This window comes from Streptomyces sp. SID5643 (genome assembly GCF_009872555.1).
Lineage (GTDB): Bacteria > Actinomycetota > Actinomycetes > Streptomycetales > Streptomycetaceae > Streptomyces > Streptomyces iakyrus.
This window is the reverse complement of record NZ_WWIC01000365.1, coordinates 1-24046: the sequence shown is the minus strand read 5'-3', so window position 1 is coordinate 24046 and position 24046 is coordinate 1. Positions and strand designations below refer to the sequence as shown.

Annotated in this window: 20 protein-coding genes and 1 tRNA gene; 4 read left to right on the top strand and 17 right to left on the bottom strand. The window is 71.8% G+C overall.

All coding sequences use genetic code 11. The features are described 5' to 3' along the window. Window positions 1-11: 11 nt before the first annotated feature. The 10 genes from GTY56_RS39110 to GTY56_RS39065 form a co-directional block, all read right to left on the bottom strand. Entirely contained in the window at window positions 12-1829 is a 1818-nt protein-coding gene (locus tag GTY56_RS39110; protein WP_161370001.1) for a glycoside hydrolase family 15 protein, read from the bottom strand. Next, window positions 1826-2854 carry a UDP-glucuronic acid decarboxylase family protein gene (locus tag GTY56_RS39105; RefSeq protein WP_161370000.1) on the bottom strand — a complete coding sequence of 343 codons (1029 nt, stop codon included), beginning with the start codon at window positions 2852-2854 and terminating at the stop codon, window positions 1826-1828. The genes GTY56_RS39110 and GTY56_RS39105 overlap by 4 nt, the downstream gene beginning before the upstream one ends. Before the next feature lie 16 nt (window positions 2855-2870). Beyond that, window positions 2871-4196 carry a UDP-glucose dehydrogenase family protein gene (locus tag GTY56_RS39100; RefSeq protein WP_161369999.1) on the bottom strand — a complete coding sequence of 442 codons (1326 nt, stop codon included), beginning with the start codon at window positions 4194-4196 and terminating at the stop codon, window positions 2871-2873. Window positions 4197-4298: 102 nt separating this feature from the next. After that, window positions 4299-5114: a polysaccharide deacetylase family protein gene (locus GTY56_RS39095; protein ID WP_161369998.1), complete on the bottom strand. Its 816-nt coding sequence runs from the start codon at window positions 5112-5114 to the stop codon at window positions 4299-4301. Next, window positions 5111-6118: a glycosyltransferase family 2 protein gene (locus tag GTY56_RS39090; protein ID WP_161369997.1), complete on the bottom strand. Its 1008-nt coding sequence runs from the start codon at window positions 6116-6118 to the stop codon at window positions 5111-5113. The genes GTY56_RS39095 and GTY56_RS39090 overlap by 4 nt, the downstream gene beginning before the upstream one ends. After that, window positions 6115-7431, bottom strand: coding sequence for a glycosyltransferase family 2 protein (locus GTY56_RS39085; RefSeq protein ID WP_346345679.1), 1317 nt, complete (start codon window positions 7429-7431; stop codon window positions 6115-6117). The genes GTY56_RS39090 and GTY56_RS39085 overlap by 4 nt, the downstream gene beginning before the upstream one ends. Next, a complete protein-coding gene (locus GTY56_RS39080; protein ID WP_161369996.1) occupies window positions 7428-8192 on the bottom strand; it encodes a glycosyltransferase family 2 protein in 765 nt (254 codons plus the stop codon). Before GTY56_RS39080 ends, GTY56_RS39085 begins: the two co-directional genes overlap by 4 nt. Before the next feature lie 124 nt (window positions 8193-8316). Next, a complete protein-coding gene (locus tag GTY56_RS39075) occupies window positions 8317-9138 on the bottom strand; it encodes a family 16 glycosylhydrolase (RefSeq protein ID WP_161369995.1) in 822 nt (273 codons plus the stop codon). Further along, complete coding sequence (locus GTY56_RS39070; RefSeq protein WP_161369994.1) at window positions 9135-9542, bottom strand: hypothetical protein; 408 nt, start codon at window positions 9540-9542, stop codon at window positions 9135-9137. Before GTY56_RS39070 ends, GTY56_RS39075 begins: the two co-directional genes overlap by 4 nt. Then, a complete protein-coding gene (locus GTY56_RS39065) occupies window positions 9539-11335 on the bottom strand; it encodes a glycosyltransferase (protein WP_161369993.1) in 1797 nt (598 codons plus the stop codon). The genes GTY56_RS39070 and GTY56_RS39065 overlap by 4 nt, the downstream gene beginning before the upstream one ends. Before the next feature lie 205 nt (window positions 11336-11540). Here GTY56_RS39065 and GTY56_RS39060 point away from each other — a divergent pair, with 205 nt between their 5' ends. Continuing rightward, window positions 11541-12416 carry an alkaline phosphatase family protein gene (locus tag GTY56_RS39060; protein ID WP_161369992.1) on the top strand — a complete coding sequence of 292 codons (876 nt, stop codon included), beginning with the start codon at window positions 11541-11543 and terminating at the stop codon, window positions 12414-12416. Between the two features lie 42 nt (window positions 12417-12458). On the opposite strand, the gene GTY56_RS39055 is transcribed toward GTY56_RS39060, so the two are convergent. The 4 genes from GTY56_RS39055 to GTY56_RS39040 form a co-directional block, all read right to left on the bottom strand. Beyond that, window positions 12459-13790, bottom strand: coding sequence for an oligosaccharide flippase family protein (locus GTY56_RS39055; protein WP_161369991.1), 1332 nt, complete (start codon window positions 13788-13790; stop codon window positions 12459-12461). Then, complete coding sequence (locus tag GTY56_RS41465) at window positions 13787-16507, bottom strand: HAD hydrolase family protein (RefSeq protein ID WP_161369990.1); 2721 nt, start codon at window positions 16505-16507, stop codon at window positions 13787-13789. The genes GTY56_RS39055 and GTY56_RS41465 overlap by 4 nt, the downstream gene beginning before the upstream one ends. A 154-nt stretch (window positions 16508-16661) precedes the next feature. Then, complete coding sequence (locus GTY56_RS39045) at window positions 16662-17747, bottom strand: GNAT family N-acetyltransferase (RefSeq protein ID WP_161369989.1); 1086 nt, start codon at window positions 17745-17747, stop codon at window positions 16662-16664. Between the two features lie 80 nt (window positions 17748-17827). Further along, the gene (locus tag GTY56_RS39040; RefSeq protein ID WP_161369988.1) at window positions 17828-18913 is read right to left on the bottom strand and encodes a phosphotransferase family protein; all 1086 of its coding nucleotides are present in this window, start codon (window positions 18911-18913) and stop codon (window positions 17828-17830) included. A 169-nt stretch (window positions 18914-19082) separates the two neighbouring features. Here GTY56_RS39040 and GTY56_RS39035 point away from each other — a divergent pair, with 169 nt between their 5' ends. Next, complete coding sequence (locus GTY56_RS39035) at window positions 19083-19811, top strand: TetR/AcrR family transcriptional regulator (RefSeq protein WP_161369987.1); 729 nt, start codon at window positions 19083-19085, stop codon at window positions 19809-19811. Here GTY56_RS39035 and GTY56_RS39030 read toward each other — a convergent pair. Continuing rightward, on the bottom strand, window positions 19777-20604 hold the full coding sequence (locus tag GTY56_RS39030) for a DUF427 domain-containing protein (protein WP_161369986.1): 828 nt from the start codon (window positions 20602-20604) through the stop codon (window positions 19777-19779). The two genes, GTY56_RS39035 and GTY56_RS39030, sit on opposite strands and share 35 nt — an antisense overlap. Window positions 20605-20660: 56 nt before the next feature. Further along, complete coding sequence (locus tag GTY56_RS39025; protein ID WP_161369985.1) at window positions 20661-21644, bottom strand: aldo/keto reductase; 984 nt, start codon at window positions 21642-21644, stop codon at window positions 20661-20663. 298 nt (window positions 21645-21942) lie between these two features. Here GTY56_RS39025 and GTY56_RS39020 point away from each other — a divergent pair, with 298 nt between their 5' ends. Next, window positions 21943-23133, top strand: coding sequence for an FAD-dependent monooxygenase (locus GTY56_RS39020; protein WP_161369984.1), 1191 nt, complete (start codon window positions 21943-21945; stop codon window positions 23131-23133). A gap of 86 nt (window positions 23134-23219) precedes the next feature. Here the strand turns inward: GTY56_RS39020 and GTY56_RS39015 are convergent. Further along, window positions 23220-23293: transfer RNA gene (locus GTY56_RS39015), tRNA-Pro, on the bottom strand. 98 nt (window positions 23294-23391) lie between these two features. Here GTY56_RS39015 and GTY56_RS39010 point away from each other — a divergent pair. Next, window positions 23392-23931, top strand: a complete 540-nt coding sequence (locus GTY56_RS39010) for a DUF309 domain-containing protein (RefSeq protein ID WP_161369983.1) — start codon at window positions 23392-23394, stop codon at window positions 23929-23931. Window positions 23932-24046 lie beyond the last annotated feature (115 nt).

Here is a 24046-nt window from a genome sequence, read left to right as displayed (position 1 = left end):
AGGGGCGGGACTCAGCCCCGTACCCGGGCCGGTCCGTGGGAACGACGGGCCGCTGCCGGGGTCAGGGCGAAGGCTGTCTCGACCAGGGCGATGTGGCTGAACGCCTTCGGAGCGTTACCCAGTTGGCGGCCGGTGTCCGGGTCCCACTGCTCGGCGAGCAGTCCCACGTCGTTACGGACGGCGAGGACCCGCTCGAAGGCCTCACAGGCCTGCCGCGAAAACCCCGTCGCGGCGAGGGCGTGTGCGTACCACAAGGAGCACGAGACGAAGGTGCTCTCACGGCCGTCCAGACCGTCCACGCCGACGGCACCGCCCTGCTCGTAGCGCCGGAGGAATCCCTTGTGACCGAGTCGCCGCAGGGCGCGGACAGTACCCCGAACCCGCTCGTCCCCGGGCGGCAGGAAGCCGAGCCGGGGTATCAGCAGAGCCGCCGCGTCAAGGTCCGGTGCTCCGTAGGACTGGACGAAAGCCCTCTGCGCGGTGTCCCAGCCTTCCTGGCAGACCTGCCGGTGCACCTCGTCCCGCATAGCCCGCCACAGGTCGGAGGAACCGTTGCGGCCGAGCAGCTCGCCCATCCGCACGGCCCGGTCGGCGGCCACCCACGCCATCACCTTGGAGTGCACGAACTGCCGTCGCGGGCCGCGTATCTGCCACAGTCCTTGATCGGGTTCGCGCCAGTGCCGCAGCAGGAATCCCATCAGCGCCTCGACCAGGTCCCACACATGGGCGGGCATGGGGATCCCGGCTCTCAACGACAGACAAAGGGCGTCCATGACCTCGCCGTACACGTCCAACTGGAAGCTGCTCACCGCGGAGTTGCCGAACCGCACCGGCCGGGAACCCTCGTACCCGGCGAGCCACGGCGCCTCGGTCTCCTGCAACAGTCGCTGTCCCTTGACCCCGTAGACGGTTTGCAGGTCGGCGGGGTCGCCCGCGACGGCCCGCATGAGCCAGTCCAGCCAGGCCGTGGCCTCCTCCCGGTAGCCACTGCGCAGCAGGCAGGACAGGGTCAGGGCGGAGTCGCGCAGCCAGCAGAACCGGTAGTCCCAGTTGCGCTCACCGCCCAGGCAGCCGGGCAGCGAGGTGGTCGGTGCGGAGACGATGCCGCCCGTGGGCGCGTAGGTGAGGGCCTTCAGAGTGATCAGGGAACGCACCACGGCGTCCCGCCACGGTCCCTCATAGCGGCACTGGGCACTCCACCGCTGCCAGAAGTCGCTGGTCTCCTTCAGTGCCGTCTCGGCGGGGACGCCCAGCGGGGCGGGCAGCGCCGGCCGGTGGGAGGGCGACCAGACCAGTGTCAGCGCCAGGCGCCGGCCGGCCGGAACGGTGAAATACCAGATCGTGGTGTCCTCCGCGCCGTCCCTTCGTACCGGCCCGTCGGCGCCGAGCCAGACGGCGTCCGGTCCGGCGACCGCGATGGTGCAGTCACCGGCGTCGCGGGCCCAGGGCACGACCCTGCCCTGGTGGAAGCGCAGCCGCAGTTCGCTGCGCATCGTGACGGTGCCGGACAGGCCCTCCACCACCCGGACCAGACACGGCAGCTGAGCCCGGGGCGGCATGAAGTCCGTGACGCGCACCGTCCCGGTACCGGTCTCCCAGACGGAATCCAGCACGAGGGTGTCGGGACGGTAGGCCCGGCGGGTGCAGGGTCCTCCGGATGCCGGGGCGACCTGCCAGAAGCCGTTGTCCTCCGTGCCCAGGAGGGCGGCCAGACAGGCCGGTGAGTCGAACCGGGGCAGGCACAGCCAGTCCACGGAGCCGTCCCGGCCCACGAGGGCGGCCGTCTCCAGGTCGCTGAGGAGGGCGTAGTCCTCGATGTACGCGTTCATGATCGGAGGACCGACCTTTCCTCCCCCCTGTCGGCCGGCGCCTCACGCTGCGCGGACCGCTCGACTGCCGACCGCCCGGCCTCCCTTGCGGGGTCGTCTCCGTGTGAACGGAACCAAGCGACGGTGCGCCGCAGCCCTTCCTCCATCGGCACCGCGGGGTGCCAGCCGAGTTCTTCGCGCGCCCTGGAGATGACGGGCCGTCTGCGGACGGGGTCGTCCACGGGCAGGGGAAGGAAGCGCATCCCACTGCTCGCCCCGGTCGTCGACAGCACCAGCTCTGCGAGCTCCCGCACCGTCCGCTCGATGGGATTTCCCAGGTTGAAGGGACCCGGCGCGGGAGAATCGATCATGGCCACGAGGCCGCGGACGAGGTCGTCGACATAGCAGAAGCTCCGCGTCTGGCTGCCGTCGCCGAAGACGGTCAGGGGTTCCCCCGCCAGGGCCTGCCGGATGAAGCTGGAGACGACCCGGCCGTCGTGCGCACGCATCCGGGGGCCGTAGGTGTTGAAGATCCGGACGATCCCGGCATCGACGCCGAGGCTGCGCCGGTAGGCCATGGACAGTGCCTCGGCGAAGCGCTTGGCCTCGTCGTAGACGCTGCGCGGTCCGATGGGGTTGACGTTCCCCCAGTAGTCCTCGTCCTGCGGATGCACCAGAGGATCGCCGTAGACCTCGCTGGTGGACGCCAGGACGAAGCGGGCGGAGTGGTGCGCCGCCGTCCTCAGAAGGTTCTCCGTTCCCCGGCTCCCGGCCGCCAGCGTTTCGAGGGGAAGACGGTGGTAGTCGAACGGCGAGGCGGGGCTCGCGAGGTGTACGAAGGCATCGGCCCGGTCGGGCAGGACGAAGGACTGCGTGATGTCCCACTCCTGGTACCGGAAGCCCGGCACCGCGAGGAGATGGGCGACGTTGGCCGCCCTCCCGGACGAGCAGTCGTCCAGACAGTGGACGCTGTCGCCCCTGGCCAGCAGCGCTTCGCACAGATGCGATCCCAGGAAGCCGCATCCGCCGGACACTACGACACGCATGGCTTCCTCCTGCCGGTCAGCCGGCCGGGGGCCGGCCCGGGGCGTGGAGCGACCAGCCGGCCGCCCGCCAGGCAATCGGGTCGAGTGTGTGGCGCGCGTCGATCACGACAGGGGCGCGCACCACCGTGGCCAGGCCGACGGGGTCGAGCTCCCGGTACTGTGGCCATTCAGTCAGGTGCAGGACCAGGTCGGCGTGTTCGCAGGCCTTGGCGACGTCGAGGGTGTACTGGAGCGCGGGATGGGTCGCCCGGGCGTTGTCGGTTGCGGCGGGATCGTGCACACGGACCTGGGCGCCCCCGCGCCGGATCTCGTCGGCGACCGCGAGCGCTGGAGAATCGCGCACGTCGTCGCTGCCCGGTTTGAAGGCCGCTCCGAGCACCGCGACGCGCCGGTCGCTGAAGGTTCCGCCGGCGAGCTCGCGCGCCAGCCCGACCGTGCGTCCGCGCTGGCGTGTGTTGATCTCGTCGATCTGCCGGAGGAAAGCCAGCGACGCACCCCTGCCGAGCTCTTCGGCACGGGCGGTGAGGGCCCGGATGTCCTTGGGCAGGCAACTGCCGCCGAAGCCGAGGCCGGGGGTGAGGAATCGGCGTCCGATGCGGGGGTCCCGCCCCATGGCATCGGCCAGCGTGAGCACGTCGGCCCCAGAGACGTCGCAGATCTCCGCCATGGCGTTGATGAAGGAGAGCTTGGTGGCGAGGAAGGCGTTCGAGGCCATCTTGACCAGTTCGGCGGTGGCCGGGTCGGTGCCGATGAAAGGCGTGCCCGCGGCCAGCAGGGGAGCGTAGAGCTCCCTCAGGCGGGTCTCGGCATGCACGGAGCGGGTGCCGACGACGATGCGCTCGGGCCGCAGAGTGTCCTGGACTGCGCAGCCCTCACGCAGGAATTCGGGGTTCCAGGCGACATCCGCGGCCGGGGCCGTGGCGCGCAGGCGCGCGGCCAGCCGGGTCGCCGTGCCGACCGGCACCGTGGACTTGCCGACCACCAGGACCCGCTCGTACCCGCTGTCGCACAGATGGGGTGCGAGACCGTCCACAGCGGCCTCGACATGACCGAGCTCGGCGGCGCCGGAGCCGGGTCGCTGTGGGGTGCCGACGCAGATGAAGTGGGTGTCCGCGAACCTGGCCGCTTCGGCCGGTGAGGTGGTGAAGCGCAGACGGCCCGCCTCGACCGTGCGCCTGAGCATCCCGGGCAGGCCCGGCTCGTAGAACGGAGGCCGCCCGTCCGCGAGTGCGGCGATTCGCTCGGCGTCCAGGTCCACTCCGAGGACCTCGTGGCCGATGTCGGCCATGCAGGCGGCGTGCACCACTCCGACGTATCCGGTTCCGATGACTGTCAGACGCATGTCGTACCACCGCCGAGCGGGGGAAAAGGAATCAAAGGTGCGTTTACGACGTATACGTACATAATCAACCCCAACGCGGACCGGGTCAACCGCGTCCGGGAGTCAGTGCGGAAGTGCCCGGTGAGGCCGTCCCGTTGCCGCCCTCGCTCGGCGGTAGGCACGCCAGCCCTTGGTCCGCAGCCTCTCGCCGAACGGCGCCACGGGTGCACCCTCGCCCCGGATCCAGAGCCCCAGACGGTTCCGGCCGGTGTCGGCCCGGACCATGAGCCGGGCGAACTGCAGCGGATCGTCCCTTGGTGAACTGAGCGCCGACGGCCCCCGGACGGCAGCGGCCGACGTCCATCCCGCCGCCCGCACCTCCGCGCGGACGGTAGGGCTGTGGTAGCCGTGCGGGTAGGCGAATGACGAGACGGGGTGCCCCAGAGCGTCCTCCAGGTCGCGCTTGCAGCCCGCGACCTCTTCGCGCAGCGCGGTGCGGCGCAGCGTGTCCAGCTGCGGATGGGTCCTGCTGTGCCCGCCGATCTCGAACCCGGCCGCGTCCAGGTCCCGCACCTGGGCCCAGCTGAGCGTCGCGACGGAAGGGAACGGCCCGGTGGCCGAAGCCGTACGCGTGGCGTCCGGCGCCCCGGTGGTGACGTACAAGGTGGCCGGCAGTCCGCGCGCGTCGAGCAGCGGGGCGACCGTCGTGGCGAAGTCCTCGTATCCGTCGTCGAAGGTCAGCACCGCGCACCGGGGCGGCAGCGCGGAACCGGCGAGCAGCGCCGTGACGAACCGTCTCAGCGGGACGACGCACAGGCCACCGTCGATGATCATGTCGAGCTGCTCCGAGAAGTCACGAGGGCTCACTGTGAAGGGCGCGAGCCAGCTCGGCGGATCGTCCGAAACCGCGTGGTAGAGGAAGACGGGTACGACGCTCATGAGCGGGCCGTCGTCGGGGGGTCGGCAACTGCCCGCGATCGCCGCTCCGATCCTCCGGAATCCAGCGGGCGGACCCATCCGACGAGGTAGCCGGCGGTAGTGGCGCCCACCCCCGCCAGCAACGCGCCGACCGTGCCGAGCCCGCCGGGACGCCCGACCCGGGTCAGGTTCCGGACCAGGGCCCGCGACAGCGTCGATCGCACGTACGCGCGTTCGTCGGCCAGTGCCGGGCCGCTGCCGCAGCGCCGCGCCACCAGCGCCTTGGAGAGCCCTTCCACGTAGCAGCGGTACCGGAAGTAGGACCAGCTCGTCCGGGACCGCGGAACCCGGTGCCGTATCCCGGCGGCGGGCTCGTACAACAGGACGGCCCGCGGGTCACGGGCTGCGAGGCGCAGGCACAGGTCCGTCTCGTCACAACTCGCCACCGGACGGGTGCCCACCCGGCCCAGGGCGTCGAGGAATCCACCGACGGCCAGCAGCTCCGATCTTCGGAACGACATGTTGGCCCCGATGAAGTTGCGCACCGGAGCCGCCCGCTCGGGCTGGCCCCGGTAGGAGCAGCCCACCACCCAGTCGAACTCCGGAGGGAACCACACCGGCCGCCCGGTGGACCACGACGGCCGGACGAGCCCGCCGACCCCCACCACACGTGGATCGCCGTAAGGCGCCAGCAGGCTCCGGATCCAGCCCGGTTCAGCGGTCGCGTCGTCGTCGAGGAAGGCCACCACGTCGCCGTGCGAGACCGCCACGCCGGTGTTACGCCCTCCGGACAGCCCTCGCCGCTCCTGGTTGGGAACCACCCGGGCTCCAACCAGCTCCCGCGCGGCCCGCTCCAGGAGAGCGCGGTTGTGGTCGACGACCAGCACGACCTCGGCGGCGGGCGGGTCCTGGTCCAGGACGGACCGGACCGCCGCCCTCAGGTCGTCCCAGCGATCGAGGGTGTAGGCGCAGATGACGACCGACAGGGTCGGAGCCGGGGGCGTGTCGGACGGTGCGTCGTTCATGGTGCCCCCTGGCTTCGTCGCCGGCCGGAACATCTGCCACCGCCAGGGGTGAGGCGCCCGCGCAGGTACCCGTACGGCCCGTAGACCATGCCGCACACCTCCAGGACGGCCATCCGCGCCGACCACGCCGCCTCGGGGTCATGACCGCGGTCGCGCGATCGCGCGATGACATGACGCACACCTCGGGGAAGGCGGCGCAGCAGGGCCGGCAGCGCTCGAGGATGGGCGCTCAGCGCCCCGGCGAGGTACGCGCCGAGTCCGGCCCCGTACCCGAACGCCTGCGCGGCGACGGCCTCCTGCGTACGGCGGTGGTGGTGCCAGACGAGGGCGCCGGGCTGGTAGGCGAGGGTGTGGCCGGCGGCCAGGACGTCGAAGAAGGCCAGCAGATCGTCTCCGCCCCTGGCCGGGGTGCCGACACCGGTCGCGGGGTCGAAGCCGCCGAGCGACCGGAGCACCTCGGTGCGGAACGACATGTTGGCGCCGGAGCCGAAACGCCCTGCGGTGAAGGGGAAGAGCGGGTCCGCCGGCGGGTCGGACAGCGACCAGACGCGTGGCGTACACCCCTTGGCGAAGCCGCCGTGCCGCTCGAGCGCGACCTGGGCCGGTGTCTCCAGTTCCGCGGGCACGATCAGTCCGGTCACACAGCCGATGCCGCCGTCCCTCGCGAATGCCTCGGCCAGCGCGGACAGCCACTGAGGGTCGACGAGGGTGTCGTCGTCGGTGAAGGCAGCCACGTCGCCGCTCGCGTGGGCCAGTCCCCGGTTGTGGGCCAGCGCCAGACCGGGGACGGGCTCGCGGACGTAGCGCACCCGCCTCGCGAACTCTGCCCGGATGAGCTCGTCGGCCGCGTCGTCGGCCGGTGCGTTGTCGACGACGATGACCTCGAAATCGGGGTAGTCCGACTCCAGGAGGGAGGAAAGGCAGCGGCGGAGTCGCCCGGCCCGGTTGTGGGTGGCCACGATCACGCTCAGGGCGGGCGCCTCACGCAGGGTGCGCCCACGCCGGGACAGACAGGGCCATCCGCCGCGCCCGTCCGGAGCCACGACCAGGTCCGCCGCGCGGTGCCGGGCGATCGGGTCGGCAAGTTCGCGGTGGGCGGCGGCCGCCACCGCCGCCCAGGGCTCTGCGGACCCGGAGGCCCCGACGACGGCGTCGACCATGCCCAGGGGAACGCTGTGCAGGCGCACCAAGGCCCGGACCGGCCCACGAGGGCGAACCTCCTCCCGCGTGCCCGGCAGCCGGAACTGCCCCGGACGGGCCAGGTCGACGTCGACCACCCGGAGCGGGGCCGGGCCCGGGGCCACCACGGTCACCGCGCGCTCGGCTCTCGCACCAGTGAGGTGCGCGCACCCGCGCGTTCCGACAACAGGGTGTGCAGCACCCGGCGCCCATCGGATATGGCGTGCAGGTTCGAGCGCCCGCTGCGCCGCGGCAGCTCCAGGCTGGGAACCTCGGCGATGCGCAGCCCGCAGCGCAGGGCGTGCACCACCATCTCGGTCTCGATCTCGAATCCGGAGGCGTGCAGGTCCAGCTGTTCGAGGAAGCTGCGCCGGAAGGCGCAGAAGCCATAGCACAGGTCGGTGAGCGACGCATGGTAGAGCCGATTCGCGGCGGCCAGGAGGACGTGGTTCCCGAGCCGGCGGAAGGGGGTGATGTCCAGGGAGCCGCCCCCCTGCACGAACCTCGACCCCTTGACGAAGTCGTAGCCATGGTCGAGGAAGTGCAGAAAGTGCGGGATCTCCGCCGGCGACATGCTGCCGTCGGCGTCCATCATCACCACGTAGTCCCCGGTGGCCGCCAGGAAGCCGGTGCGCAGGGCGTTTCCCTTGCCGGGACCGCTCTGCCGCACGGAGCGCACCTCGGGCAGGCAGAGCATGGCCATGGGCACAGTGGCGTCGACGGAGTCGCCGTCGACGAGGATCACCTCGTCGACGCAGTCAGGGATCTGCTCGAAGACCCAGGGGATGTTGCGCGCCTCGTTGCGAGCCGGCACGACCAGGCTCACGGTGGCGGGCGGCTTGTCGGTCCTCCGGCTGAGGTCGGCCGTGTGGCTGGTGATCGGGTCGCTGTACATGATCGCGGGTCTCCGAGTGCAACGGCATATGTTTACGGCGTATATGTGCACTTTTGTCCTCTTGAGGCCCACCGTCAAGTGAAAACGGCCGCATCTTTCGGTCCTGCCGACCTACGCATACGAGTCACCTCTGCCAGACGCGGACCCAGTCCACCGTCATCCGGCCCGAGTCCACGGAGGGAGGTGGTGGCTGCGGGACCCCTACGGCAAGGTTGATCAGCAGTTCCATCGGAACGTGCGGGATACGCTCCGGCTCGGTCACCTTGAACCGCTCCACGCCGTCCACGTACCAGGTCACCGCATCGGCCTCCCAGAGCATGCCGAACCTGTGGTATTCGGCCGGGAAGTCGACCGGTCCGTAGTTGCCCGCCTTCTGGTGGTCCACCCCGTTGCGGTCACGCCAGTGCGTGTACATCGACACCTCTTCCGTGGTGCCGAAGAACTCCATGATGTCCAGTTCCGGCGGCGTGAATCGGGACGCGGGCATCAGCCAGAACCCCGGGAACATCGTTCTCTCCGGGGAGATCCGGATCGACGCCTCGAAGTAGCCGTACGTGAAGGTGTACCGGGGCCGGGCGTCCCAGTGGTCCCGGCCCGTGGAGATCATGCCGGACACCCACGGGTAGGTCTTGCCGTCGCTGCCCCGTGCGGACTTGCGGTCCGCGTACAGCGTCAGCACGCCGTCACCCACCGACACCTGGCCGGGCAGGTACCACTGCTGCTCGGGATTGCCGCTGTTGGTGCATCCCCCGTCGTTCCAGTCGTAGCAGGTGGTCCAACGGCCGGAGTCGAGACGTGAGCCGCCGAAGTCATCATGGAAGACCGTTCGCCAGCCGTCGGGCACGGGCGATCCCGGCTTGTCCGTCTCGCCGCTGCCGCAGGACACCGCGAGCAGCAGCGCGACAGCGGCGAGCGCGCGCCCCGCCGTCCTCGCTTTCACCGTCACCGCCCCTCCTCGGCCGCCTCAGGCCGCTTCCCCGCCGGTCGCCGCCGGACTCGGCGCCGGCGACCCGGAGGCGGCAGCAGCACCAGGAGGGTGGTCAGCGCAGCGAGGATCAGCAGTGCACGGGCCGGCGTGAAGGCGCGGGCCAGGAACAGCGTCTCGGCCACGACGATCGACAGCGTCAGACTGAGCACCAGTGTGAGGACACAGGACTCCACCACGGCGGTGCCCCGCGGGTCCGCCACCGCCCCGGGCGGCCGGGCCCAGCGCAGGGCCGCCAGCCCCGGACACACGAGCAGGAACGCGGTGACGACGACCAGGCGCGGCGGCGCGGCGTCCGGCAGGGTGGCGAACGCAGCGGCCACCCAGCCGGACAGGGCGAGCCCCAGGCGCCGGAAGATCCTCACGATCCCCTCCTCAGCGGCGGGTCGTAGCGGTAGACCTCCGCGTCGTCGTTGCGGTAGACGAGAGTGAAACGCTGCATCTTCGGGAGCACTGTCTTCAGGTGATCGAGCGTCTCGGCGGGGAAGAGTCCGTTGAGGCGGTTGTCGGCGAACGCCGCTTTGTTGACGATGACGAACGTCGGAGCGGACGCGTTGGTCTCGGTGACCCCCACCAGCGCAGATCGCAGGTCCCTGGCCTGCTGCTGGACGTCGAACGACCGCTGAAGGTTGAAATGGGTCCGGTAGTGCTGGTCGTACTGCATGTCGAGTCCTGGGGCCGCCCCGCTGATGGACACGAGCTGTGATCCCGTCGGGGCGGTGGCGACGGCGTAGCGGATGGCGGTGGCTTCCTGGCGGGTGAAGGAGTTCATCGCCTCTTTGCTGTAGTAGGCGAAAAGCAGGCTCCCGAGCATGAGCAGCAGCAGCGGAAACACGGCGAGGGTGCGCCATCTGAGCCGGTGGCCTCTTCGGAAGACGAGGGCGGAGATGAGGAACGCCGCAGCCGGGAGGGCGAACAAATAGGCCCGGAAAATCATCTCACCGCCGTACGAGTTCGCGGCCAGGAGCAGGAAGGGCGAGAGGAGAAGCAGCGGCAGCCCTGTACGGCGGGTCCATCGCAGGTACAGGACGGCGATCACCGCGAGCAGAAGGACGGCGCCCGACAGGGCCCGGTCCACCCAGGCCACGAAGACCTGCGCCGGTGCGGCCGTTCCGAGCCGGTACAGCCCCGACGTGACGTTGGCATCGGGCGACACCAGCTCTCTCAGCATGCCCTTGATGTTCTCCGCCATATAGGGCCGGGCCACGGTGGCGTCCCACGCCACCGTGATCACGACCGCCCCCAGGAGGACCGGCCCGGTCACTCTTCGGTTGCGGCGAGGAAGCGAGAGGGCCGCCAGCGCGGTGATCAGCATGACCGGGGTGAGCTGGTGCGAGGAGGCGATCGCGGCCGTCATCAGCAGGACCGCGATCAGCCTGCCGACCGGCCAGCTCCGGTCACCCGGCCCCGTGCGGGGCAACGTCGAGGTGGGCAACTGCCGCATGACCAGGGCGATCACGGTCACGAACAGCAGGAAGGCCAGTGCTTGGGGGGCGAAGTAGTCCTGCCCCACCCACGAGCACGAGTAGTAGATCCACACGCCTCCCCAGATCAGGCGGCGGTCACGGGTCACAGACCGGTAGATCAGCAGCAGTGGCCCGATGAGCGCCACGTTGAAGAAGGGCTGAGCCCACTCCGCGTAGCCGAGAGGGGAATCCAACCCGGTGAGCCGCAGGAACAGCACATTGACCTGGAAGAACCCGGGCCACTGGTCGTAGATGTCGAACTCGGGGGCGTACGGCACCGGGCCGTTGTGCCGCAGCATGGCGTCCACCACCGCCACGTGCTTCCAGCCCCAGGAGTAGCGCAGTTCCGGATAGAGGATCGACGGCGTGGCGTGAACCATCCCGATCAGCGTCAGAACGTAGGCGAGGAGCCAGCCGTTGCCGATGCGCCGGTCTCCGAGAGCCAGACAGAAACCGAGGACGAGCAGCCCCAGGGCGACCCAGAAGAGCACGGGCAGCACCTGCAGCAACCCCAGGTCACCCATGGCACGCAGGTTCACGTCGCGCAGGGACAGCAGCCAGAAGGCGACTACCGCCAACGGCAGGAGGCGGATCGCCCAACGGCCGAGGGCCGAACCTCGCGCACGGCCTTCCCGCGTGGCGACCGGTACGGCCGCATCCTCGGCCGGTGAGCGCGCCAGTTCCCCTCTCACGGCCGCGCCATCCTCATCGGGCAGCCTCCTTGGGTGCGGATGCGGGTCCGGCCGGAGATCGCCACACCCGTCGTCGCCACGACGTCAGGACGACCTGATGCCCAGCATGTCGTGTTAATACAGATTAGTAGCGTTGCAGTCGTTTTTGCTCGGTGGCAGTCAGGAAGCCCAGAGCCGCTCCGAGGGGAGAGCCGTGAGGTCGCACGTGACGGGTGCACCACCCTGCCCGAAGCGCCGCACGAGCCGGAGATCCACCGCCCTGCTGATCGTGCTCGGTGCCCTGCTGCCGACGGCCGGATGCGGCGCCGGACGGGCCGAGACGCCCCGGCCGGACCACGTCGTGGTGGTGATCGAGCAGAATCAGGGCTTCGCCGACATCATCGGCAACCCGCGGGCCCCCTACCTCAACGAACTGGCAGAACGGGGCGCCTCGCTCACCGACTTCTACTCCCTCACCCACCCGAGCCAGCCGAACTTCCTGGCCCTTTTCTCCGGCTCCCCTCAGGGCGTGCGGCGTGACACGTGCCCGCACGAGTTCTGGGAGCGCCCCAATCTGGCCGCCGCGCTGTCCGACGCCGGCAGGACCTTCGCGGGATACGCACAGAGCATGCCGCGCGTGGGCTTCACGGGCTGCCAGCAGGGTCCTTATGTGCGCCGGCACAACCCGTGGGTCAACTTCTACCCCCTGCCCTCGTCGATCAACCGCCCCTGGACTTCCTTCCCACGGGACTTCGGCAAACTGCCCACCGTTTCCTTCGTCGTCCCCGACACGGAGCACGACATGAGCGACGGCGCCGTGGCGAAGGGCGACACCTGGCTGCGGGAGAACCTCGACGACTACGCGCGATGGGCCATGACGCACAACAGCCTGCTGGTGGTCACCTGGGACGAGGACCGCGAGGACCGACAGGCCAACCGGGTCCCGACTGTTCTCGTCGGCGAGAAGATCAAGCCGGGCGACCATGAGCAGCCGAGCAATCTCTACGGCCTCCTGCGCACGTTGCTGGATGCCTACGGCCTGCCTCCGATCGGTCATGCCGAGGAAGCAGAACCTCTCGACGTCTGGAAAGACGACGCCTGAGTCGACGGACCGCGCCCTCGGCGCCGGCCACCGGCCGGCACCTCACCCCGCGGCCTGGGGGTGCGCGCGGGGCAGCCACTGGGCCCTGCGCCACCACAAGGCGGCCGCGACGACGGTCTGAGCCACGACCCAGGCCACCCCGACCCCGGTGATGCCCATGGCCCGCAACAGGACGTACGACAGCCCGGTGGCCAGCGTGCACTCCGTGACCATGATGACCATCAGCAGGCGCAGTCGGCGGCGGACGCGGCAGATGCTGACTGCCGCGACCACCACAAGGTTGGGCAGGGCGGACACTGCCGTCAGCCGGAGCAGAGCGGCACCGTTCTCGGCGTAGCCCTCACCAAAGATCCGCAGAATGAGGGGGGCCGCGGCGCACAGCACGATGACGCCGCAGGCCAGGAGCACAGCGGTGTGCCGGAGGACCAGCCTGCAGTGGGTGCCGAGCCGGGCCGGGTCGTTGGCGGCCTCGACGATGAGGGAGGAGCCCATGCTGGTGTTCAGGTGGTAGAGGAAGAAGGCGACCAACCACGAGAGCGAGAAGAAGGCGGCCTGCCGCGGTCCCAGATGATTGAGCACCAAGATCGGCAGAGAGGTCGTGGCGGCCAGCCAGAACATGGCCCCCGTGTAGTCCGCGACGATGTAGCGGCCGGTGGGGCCGCCGGGGTCCGTCCGGTCCGCGGACACGATGTCGCCTCGCCGGGGCAGGAATCGTGCGAACAGCAGGAAGTTGGCCAGGGCAACGGCGACGACGACCGACAGGGCCCAGGACCAGAGGATTCCTGTGATCGTGAGGAACGCGAGCGCCACCACGAGCACGATCTTCACGAGGGCGAAGACGAGGTTCTCCACCACCACCCAGCCGGACCTGCGCAGTCCCGTCAGCACGCCGTCCTGCAGCACGAAGACGGCATAGCCGGCCGTAGCCAGGATGAAGCCGCAGGCCACGAGCGGACTGCGGAGGAACGTCAGGCCCGGGGACAGCACGGGGATGAGGAGCACGAATCCCACGGTGAGGGAGGCAGTGGTCAGGGAGGCGGCCAGATAGGACACGGCCACCAGGCGGCGGCTGCGGTGACCGGCGACCGGCGTGAACCTGATCATCACGTTGGTCAGGTTGAGCTGTCCGATCCCGGCCAACAGCATCATCGCCGCCACCGCCGCGTAGTTCCGGCCGACGGTGTCGTCGCTGTAGGAGCGGGCGGCCAAGGCCCAGTACAGGGCGCCGAGACCGGAGGTGAGCAGCGTGCTGAAGGTCAGGATGTGGCCGTTGCGGAGCACCGTCTCCAGTGACCTGAACTCCGCGGAGAGAATGCGCCTGGGCGCGGCGTCCGGGCCACGCTTCAGCCGGCGTACGGCATCGCCGGCCCTCACCCCGCGCTCCCCTTTCCGGCCATGGCCGCACGGGCCCTGAGCAGCCGGGCCAGCCGCACGGGCATTCCGGCCCGGCCTGCTTCGGGGATCCCCAGCAGAGCCGCCAGGGCCGCGTCGGCGGATGACAGCGAAGGGGCGCGACACCCCGGGCAACGGCCCGGCGAGTGCCCCAGCAGCCGGGTCACTGCGTCGGCCAGCCCCGCCTGGTAGGGCCGTCGCAGGACCGTGATGCCGGCTGCCCTCACCTCGGGAGCGGCATTGGCCGGTGCGAAGCCGTGCCGGGCCCACCGCAACATAGGGATGTCGCCGGCGCTGTCTCCGACCGCGAGAACCGGGCGGGTCCCCTCCGGCGCCCCGAGCATGTCCAGGAGCACCGCGAGGCCTGTCGCCTTGTCGACGTCCGCGGGAACGAAATCGGTCTGTGTCTCGCCTTGGACCACGACGAAGCCGTCCGCTTCCGGACGGGACGCCACTTGGAGCACGGTTCCCGCGTCGAGCGCTCTACGGCCGGCGCCCCAGCCGCGGGACACCCGCACACAGCACTGGTACTGAGGGTCGAGGCTGACGGACGGCAGCTCCAACAGCAGCCGCGTCAGCCCTGCGCGGTCCGGGCCGGTCACGAGCGGCACGCAACGGTTGCGTTCGGCGTCGTACACGAGGGCGCCGTACTCGGCGACCCCGCCCTGCAAGTCGTACGCACGGCACCGGTCGATCAACTCGGGTACCGGGCGCCCGGTGGCCGGCAGTACGTGGTACCCGTGCGCGCGCAGGCCGCGCAGAGCCAGCATCCCGGCCGGTGAGGACGCGGGCGCGCCGGACAGGTCCGACTCCAGGACGCCGTCCACGTCCAGCGCGCACCAGCCACCCGTGGCCGCTTCGTCCGACGGCACGGTGGCGGCGGCGTCCGGGGCGTCCCTCAGGTAGAGCCCGGCGAGAAATTCCTGGACGGCCCTGGCTCGCGCCCGTCTCGCGTCGGCCTCTCCCGGCCCCGCGCACGCGCCCGCATGGATGAGACGCTCGGTGTTCCAGCCGTGCGCGACACCGTACACACACCAGCGCGCGGCCGGGACCCTGCTGTCCGTGAGGCGCTCGTAGGCGGCCAGCAGCCCGTTCTCAAGATCGAGCCGGGCCTGCGCCGCGCCCGAGAGGTCGTAGACCGCGTCGTAGGCCGCAAGGTCCAGGTGGCTGAAGTACCCCTCGTTGAAGTCTGCCTTGGTCCATCCACCGGGGCCGGGCGACCAGCGTCCGTCCGTCATCTGGCCGTCCACCAGCGATGCGGAGGAGGTCTGCAGCAGGTCGCGCACCAGGGGATCGACCAGCAACGGACGCAAGGGGGACCCGAGCCGGCCACACCGGCCGGCGAACATGCGCGCGGCGATCTCCCAGACCGGCTGGCATCCCCGCAGCAGTGGGCTGCGGTCCGCGGCCAGCGGCACCCTCGCGCGACGCTGGACCACATAGCGGACGACGTCTCCGGCGGGGATCTGATGGGTGGCGGCGAGGTCCGGCGGCAGACCGTTCTCACCGAACCGGCGCTCACTGAGCAGCACCCCGTCGTGGAACCCGTGGACGCGGGGTACCAGGCCGTCGAGCGCCTCCGCGACGGCCAGCGTGTGCCGCCCGAAGTACCCGGTTCCCGCCCCCTGCGCGAGCATGTGCACGTCCCTGTCCCCCGCGCCGGAGCGCACCCGGGCGGTGAGGGGAACCCGCAGACGGGACCAGCGCGAGGGCAGGCCGGGCTCGTCCGCCTTCAGGCCGAGCACTTCCTGGTCCGGCAGCAGCGCCGCCAGCGTACGGCGCAGGTGCGCGACCCCGAGGAGGTCCCGGATGTGCCAGGACCGCGGCGGCAGGACGATGCGTGGCTGGCCGGGGAGGAATGCCGGAACCGGCCGGTCGGCGAAGGCTGCCACCAGCACCACGACCCGGTCGGCGGAGAAACCGGCGCGCAGCAGCGCGCGAGCCACCCCGACCAGACTGCCGCCGGTGATCGGCGGATCGTCGATCAGCAGCGCGAGCGTGCCGTCCCGTCCGGCGCGTCGAAGCGCGGCGGCGTCCGCGCGCACGGTTCCGCCCGCGGGCCGTGTCGTGCGGACCGTCACGCGCGCGTAGCCCTCGGCCCGCAGGGCGGCTCCGGCCAGGGGCGCCATGTAGGAACCCGACGTGCGCACGCCGATGACGAGGAGCGGGCGGTTGCGGTCGGGGTGGGTGCCGGCGAAGCGGCGAACGAGTGCGACGATGTCGCGGGGGTGTTGGTCGAAGCTGCGGAAGCAGGAGGGCGGACGCAGGACCGAGTGCCTGAGCAGGTCCGTGAGGGGCGGCGGGACCTGTGCGCCGAGCCGCTCGAGCAGTACGACGCTCGGCTCCGGAATTCCGCTCCGGTCGTTGCCCGCGTCCGCCGGCCGGGCAGTCACGGCGTCCGCCAGCGCGTCGGTCAGCTGCCGTGGCACTGGCAGCCAGGCCCTCAGCCGCCGGGTGCCGGGGGTCAGGCCGGTCGTGGTCACCGCGCCGTTCAGCGCCCGGCCCAGCACCGTCCCGGTTCTCGTGCCGTCCAACTGCGCCGCCGCCCGGCTGAGGAGCCAGGGTGTGCCCGCCAGGTGGTCCTCACAGACCTGGACGAGGCCGGCTGCGTAGAGGAAGGCGTCCAAGGGGTTGCCGCGCTCCGCGGAGTCGACCAGGCCGCGGTGCAGCTCCGTCACGTCGGCGTAGAGATCGGGCACCGCCGATCGGGGGCCGGGGTGACCCGGCGGGTCGTGGGGAATGGGGACCACTCCTCTCCTGCCGTGTCGCTCGTTCTCCGCCGCCGCTGGCGACTCACGGGGTCCGCCCCCTGGGTTCGCGACCCGGGCCTGCTTCCCACGGGCCGGTCGGCGGTCAGGCGTCCCGGAAGCGGATCACTCGTTTGACGGCCGTTCGCAGCCCGCGCTCCACCGCGGAGACCGGCAACCGCTCACGGGAGTAACGGGGGGACGAGTGGGCCACGGCGCCGAAACCGGCCTTGAAGTGCGCCAGGGACGAGTCCGGGGTGGACTCCCCCATGTCGTAGCACCGGCACCCCTCTTCGCACGCCTCCTCGATCGCCAGCCGGTTGAGCAGCGGGGTGGCCCGGACCGGGTGAGCCAGTTCCCGGTTCATGGCCGCGCGCCAGAACTTCGCGTGCGGCCCGTGCCGCAGCACGACGATCGACGCGACGGGCTCCCCCGAGCGCCAGGCCATCCAAATCGCGCAGTCCGCTCCGAACCTCGCGGCCACCGCGGCGAGTCGTTCGCCGGGGAACTCTCTCCTCCTTCGCCACCGGGCCAGGGCCAACGGCTCGTGCTGCTGCCCGGCCCAGCGTTCGATCGACTGGTCGTAGAGGTACTGGAAGGCGGGGACGAGCCGGCCGGTGCGGTCCACCTCCACCTCAAGGGACGAGTTCTCGGCCCGCCGGACGTCGCGCCGCACCCGCGTGTGGAAGCGGCTCCGCCATACGGTGTCGAAGCCGCCGTCCAGATCCACGACCTGTGTCGTGTGGGGTTCCAGCCGGAAGCCCGCCGGGGCCGCCCGCTCCCACGTGCCGCTGTCGCCGGGCCGGAAGCGCACTCCGACGCGGAGGACGGGCCGGTCCGCCAGATCGTCGAAGAGGACACGCGCCTTCTCCGGCCCGATGCCGCCCGGGGCCACCGGACCTCCGACCCCCCAGCCCGTCGGCCAGGACTCCTCGGCGCCCAGCCGGGGTGGATGCCGCAGCCGGCGCACGAGCGGCAGCAGGATCCGGTTGCCGTCACCGAAGGTGTACAGCCGGCTGGCGTCCCCGTACCGTCCCGAGGCACAGAGGCATTCGAGCCAGGTCGGTGTCTGGGTGACGTGGCTCTCCGTGTCCCGTTCGACGAGGTCCCACCAGGTGTCGCGTGGTGCCGGCGTCGTCACGTGCGCAGGACCGGCCGCGGTGTGGATCAGGAGTTCAGCGGGTGCGTTCACGACCTTCTCCTGCCGAGGGCGCGGATCCCGCAAGGACGACGCTCACGGACCGAAGACCCACGAACCTCCCTCTGCACATCCTAGGTGGGGTGAAAGTGGCGGGCATCCCGGGTGTCCGCTGCCTCACGGGCGGCCACCTCGGTCAGCACCGGCACGACGTTCTGGGCGATCCAGCGGCGGCTGCGGCCGTACCGGGCCGACTTGGTCACGTTGCCAGCGACATGCCACAGCCAGGTCAACAGCGTGAGCGCGGTCTCGCCCGGTGCGTCGGGAGCGAGCGCACCCGCCTCGGCGAGGAGTCGCCGGTCGGCGGGTGGCAGGGCGCCGACCCGGACGGCATCGGCGACGATCCGCCCCAGCTGCCGCCCTCCTAGTCGGTGTCGCAAGGTCAGGACAAAGGTGAGGCAGTCCAGTTCGGACGGGCCGTCGGGGAGGGCTCCCGCCCAGTCGATCACCCCGCTCAGCGCCCCCTGGCGCCCCGTCAGCAGCACGTTTCCCGGGTGGAAGTCGCCGTGCGTCCAGGCCACCAGCAGCCTGCGGCCCGCCAGTTCCCGCTCCAGTAGTTGGCGCAGCACCAGCAGGGCGTCCGCGCCGCCGCCCTCGCGGCACCAGCGGACTTCGTCGGCCAGCGCGGCCAGGCGGGGCCGGACCCAGTCGCTCGCCAGCTCCGTCACCTCCTGCGTGCGTCCGGTGGCGCGGTGCAGTGCGCGGATGGTTGCCAGGGCGGACGCGGCGACCGGGTGGGCCAGGTGCGGGGAGCGCCTCAGGAGTGCGTCGCCCTCGACACCTGGCAGGGCGCTCTCCACCAGCAGGGGCAGCGGCTCTTCGAGGCGGCACCGCTCGATGCTCGGCAGCAGTCGCCGCCAAGCACCCAGGCGCTCGTCGCCCGCCAGGGACCGCACGACGTCGCATTCCCTCGCCAGCGACTCGATGGCGCGTGAGCTGCGGGGGTGCTTGACCAGCATCGCCGGAACGCCGTCACCGCTCAGCCGGAACACCAGCAGATCCGAGAACGTCCGGCGCGCCCCGGCCGGTTGCCCGAGGGCGACACCGTCCGCATGCAGGGAGTCCGCCAGCCGACGCGCGGTCAGAACGTCCGCCGGGCGGGTGAGGGCTCCGGCGGGCCGCAGCGGCAGGAGACCGCGCAGCTCCGCAGCAAGGGGCATCAGCCCTCCTTCCCGCCAGCAGGCCCGCCCCCCGTCTTCCCATCATCACCACTGCTCCGCAGAGGGGCGACCCGACGACGCGCGCCCCCTCTGCGGCACAGCGCGTGCCTGGATACGCTGCACGGGGACAGGGTCCCAGCAGGTGACGATGCGGCGAGGAGGCATGGTGATGACGGGTGTCCCCGAGACGAGCCCGGCGCGCCGCGCCAGCGACCGCGGCCGCTATGGCCGACTGAGCCGGGAGCGGGTCCTGGCCAGCGCGCTGGCACTGGTGGACCGGGAAGGGCTGTCCGCTCTGAGCATGCGCCGGCTGGGCGCGGAACTCGGCGTCGAGGCCATGGCGCTCTACCGGTACGCGTCCAGCAAAGACGCTCTGCTCGACGGTCTCGTCGAGGCTCTCTACCTGGAGCTGGAGGAGCGGCTCGGCCCGGACGGGCGGGCGGGCGCCGACTGGCGGGACGGGCTGCACCGCATCGCCGGCGCGACCTACGACGTGTGCCTGGCCCACCCCCAGGCGGTGCCGCTGCTCGGGACACGACTGCTCGCGGTTCCGCTGGCCCGGCGGCCCGAGGCCGTGCTGCGGGATCACGAGAGGGTGCTCGCGTTGCTGCGACGGGCCGGGTTCGACGAGGCCGGCGCTTCCGCCGTGTTCCGCGCCTTCACCGCCTGGCTGCTCGGCTACGTGTCCGTGGAACTGCGCCCCGTGGTCGACAACCCGGATGAGACCGATCCGGCCTTCCGCCTCGGACTGCACCGGCTGTCCGCGAAGGAGCTGCCGACCCTGCGGGAGACGGCGGCGGCGCTCGCCGAGCGGGGCGGCCCGGAGGGTCTCGCGGCCGGCCTCGACGCCCTGCTCGACGGCTTCACCGGCGGCTCGCCTTCCGCAGCATCCCGCTGAACGGCGTGTCCGGGCGTTCCAGGCGCTCGCCGTCCAGCGTGATGTCGACGACCTCGTTGAAGAAGGCGACGCGCCCCTGGATGACCGCCACCGCGGGCAGCGGCTCGGGATAGGTCCACACGACGTTGGGCGGCACATCGGCCCCGCCGCGCCAGGACCAGTACGAGGCGGTGCCCTTGTACGGGCATCCGGTGTGGTGGTCGGTGGCGTCGAACAGGTCGAGGCGGACGTCCTCGCGGGGCAGGTAGTACCGGGTGGGCAGCGAGGTCTCGAAGAGCAGGACGGGGTCGTGACTGTCCGCGACGACCTGCCCGTCGATCTCGACCCGCACGTGCCGGCTGCTGGGCAGCGCGTCGACGCGCTTGTGCGGGTCACGGGGGTGGATGAAGATCTCTTCGTCCTCCTCGTACCAGTGGTCGAGGCCCGTGTCGGTGCGCCGGAACCATTCGAAGGCGATGTGGCCGGCCAGGTCCTCGGCGGGGAAGGTCCAGGCCGCGTTCGCGCGCACCTCACCGTCGTCGGCGACCAGGTCGTAGAAGATCCGGGAGCCGGTGTGGGTGCCGGCGGGCGGGTCGGCCGCCGGGCGCAGCAGGTCGGTACGCACGTCCGCCCGCGGGAAGGCGTACTGGGGCACGGGCAGGCCGGGCTCCCAGACGAGCACCGGGTGGCGGCTGTCGACGACGGTCACGTCGCCCTTGCGGCCGCGCACCCAGCGCTCGCTGGGCTCCCACAGGAGGCCTTCCGGGGTGGTGCTGATCGAGCCGGCGGCGGGGTGGGCCGGGTGGGTGGTCATGGCCGGTGCTCCTTCCGGAGGTCCGGTGTGCCGTTCCCCTCCACGGTCCCACGGTGTCAGTGCGCCGCGTCCAGCCGGGCGCGCTGCTCCGGGGTCAGCTCCAGGTCCACGGCCGCCAGGTTCTCCTCCAGCTGGGCGATCGAGGAGACCCCCGCCAGCGGCAGGACGGGCAGGTCGCCGCCGATCTGCCAGGCGAGCACGACCTGGTTGACGGTCGCCCCGGTCTCCCGGGCCACCTCGTGCAGTACGGCCAGCCGGGCCGGTGTGCCGGGGTGGTCGAAGTCGGCGGGCAGCCGCTCCGGCCGGCTGTAGGCGCCTTTGAGCAGGGGTGAGTACGCGACCAGGGTCAGGCCGGGTTCGGCCCTGAGGTAGCTCAGCAGGTCAGGGCCGGCGTGGCCGAGGCTGCCGTCCGGGAAGAGGCCGTCGGGCACGTCGGTGCGGGGGCGCAGGTGGGTGTGCGCGTACTGGAGCACCTCGTAGCCCGGCAGGCCGGCCGCGGCGGAAAGGGCCCGGGCCCGCTCGACGCGCCAGGTGGCGTGGTTGCTGACGCCGAGCAGTGAGACCGTGCCCTCGGCGACGAGCCCGCCGAAGGCCTCGACGGTCTCCTGGAGCGGGACGGTGTGGTCCTCGATGTGCGCGTAGAGCAGGTCGAGCTTCTCCATGCCGAGCCGCTCGCGGCTGCGCTCCGCCGACTCGCGGATCACCTTCGCCGACAGGCCCTCGGGGTTGTCGGTGAAGCTGGTGCCGGGGGCGAGGGGGCGGGCGCCGAGCTTCGTCGCGATGACGATCTCGTCGCCGACGCCGCGGCTGCGCCGCCAGCGCCCGAGGAGTTCCTCGCTCTGGCCGCCCTGGCCGCCGTCGGTCCAGAAGGCGTAGTTGTCGGACGTGTCGATGAAGGTGCCGCCGGCCTCGACGTAGCGGTCGAGCAGGGCGAAGGACGTCGCCTCGTCCGTCACCGAGCCGAACAGCATGGTGCCGAGCGCGAGCACGCTCACCTCACGGCGGGTGCGCGGGTCCGTGCCGATCGTGCGGTACTTCATGGCTGCTCCTCCCGTGCGCGCCCCGGACCTCGGGGCACGCACGGGAGTCTTCCTGTTGAACAGCGCTCGAAGTCAAGGGCAGTTCGAGGATCTCGATGTCCTCGCCCTCCTCGACGCGGGGTACGCAGCATGACGTGTCAGGGACTGCCCCTCGCGCCGTGCGGCGGGGGACAGTAGGGGTCCGCCCCCTCACGGCCCTCGTGGTGACGGGCTACGGGCTACGGGCTACGGGCTACGAGGGCAGCGGACGGCGGACGGCGGACGGTAATGAGCCGATGCACCTCACGGGGGAGGGTCCATGAGAACGGATCGGGACGCACGGCACGCGCTCGTGGTCGGGGCCGGGATCGGCGGCCTGGCCACCGCGCTCGCCCTCGGTCGCACCGGGTGGCGGGTGACAGTGCTGGAGCGGGCGGCGACCGTCGGGGAGATCGGCGCGGGCATCCAGCTCAGCCCGAACGGGGTGCGCGTGCTGAGCGCCCTCGGCGTGCTGGACCGGCTGCTGCCCACCACGTTCCGCCCCGAGGCGGTCGAGATGCGGCTCGGCCGCTCCGGCCGGCGCGTCTTCCGCGTCGAACTCGCCGAGACCGCGGTACGTCGGTGGGGAGCCCCCTACCTGCACGTCCACCGCTCCGACCTGCTCCACGCCCTGCTCGCCGGGACGGCCGACAGCGGCTTGGACATCACGTTGCTCGCGGGGTCGGCCGTGCGCGGCTACGAACAGGGGCCGCGGGACGTGACGGCGGTGCTCGACTCGGGCCGGCGGATCGGCGGGAGCCTGCTCGTCGGGGCGGACGGGATCCACTCGGCGATCCGCGAGCGGATGCTGGGGGCCGACGAGCCCCGGTTCACCGGTCATGTCGCCTGGCGGGTCACCGTCCCGGTCGAGCGTCTGGGAGGGGACGTACCCCCGCCCACCGCGTGCCTCTGGGTCGGTGAGCGGCGGCATGCCATCACCTACCGGCTCCGCGGCGGGACGCAGGCCAACCTGGTGGCGGTGGTGGAGCGCGACGCGTGGCGGGGGGAGTCCTGGACCGAGCGCGGCTCCCGGCAGGACGCGCTGGCCGATTTCGCGGGCTGGCACCCGACGGTGACCACCGCCCTGCGGGAAGCGGAGAGGCATTTCCGCTGGGCGCTGTTCGACCGCGATCCGCTGAAGACGTGGGTGGACGGACGGGTCGCGCTCCTCGGTGACGCGTGCCACCCGATGCTGCCCTACCTGGCGCAGGGCGCCACCATGGCCCTTGAGGACGCCCGGGTCCTCGCCGACCGGCTCGAACACACCGACGACGTGCCGCGGGCGCTGCGGTCGTACGCCGCCGCCCGGCGCCCGCGCACCGCACGGGTCCAGGCCGGTTCCCGCCAGAACGGCCGGCGCTTCCACCGAGGGGGCCGTTTCGCCCACCTGCCCCTGTGGTTCCTCGGGAAGCTGGCGCCGCGCGTGTACCACCGGCGGCTGGACTGGCTCTATGGGCACCGGGTGCCCTGACCTCGCTGCCTCGACCAGGCCGGGGGGAGCCCGACGGAAACAGAAAAGGTCCCCGCAGGCTCCGCCTGCGGGGACCTTCCGCACCGTCGGGACGACAGGATTTGAACCTGCGACCCCTTGACCCCCAGTCAAGTGCGCTACCAAGCTGCGCCACGTCCCGGTGCGCGCCACCCGCGGTGAGCCGCGTGATCGCGCGAACAGCACTTTACCCCACACCCCTGGCCGCGCCGAAAGCGGGCCGGGCGGGACAATCGGCGTATGGGCAGCACAGGAGAGACCTCGCCGGACCGGCCGGGCGACGCACGGGACCGCGACAGTGAGGGGCGGGCGCGCAACGCCCGGCCCCGGGACGGCCTCGGGCGGCCCCTGCCGTACGGCGCGGACGGTGTGCCCCGGCAGCCCGAGGGCGTCGTCCGCACCCCGGAGGAGACCGTCGCGGAAGCCCAGCGGCTGCTGGACGAGGGCAAGCCGTTCCACGCGCACGAGGTGTTCGAGGACGCGTGGAAGTCGGGGCCCGACCGGGAGCGCGAGCTGTGGCGGGGGCTCGCCCAGCTCGCCGTGGGGCTCACGCACGCCGCCCGGGGGAACCTGACCGGCGGGGCCCGGCTGCTGCGGCGCGGGGCGGGAGCGGCCGAGGCGTGGGTGTGCGCGGCCGGGCAGGGCCTGCCGCACGGCATCGACGTCGTGGGCGTGGCCGCGTGGGCGCGGGAGCTGGCCGGGGACGTGGAACGAACCGGCCGGCCGGTCGACGCCGGGGCGCGGGCGCCTCGGCTGCGGGGTCCGGCAGCCGGTCGCTGAGCTGCGCCGACGGACGATCGTCTCGCCAACTCCCCGGGGCGGGACGCCGGCCTCGGTGTACCCGTCCGGATCTCCGTGCACGCCGACCTCGGTGTACCCGTCCGGATCTCCGTGC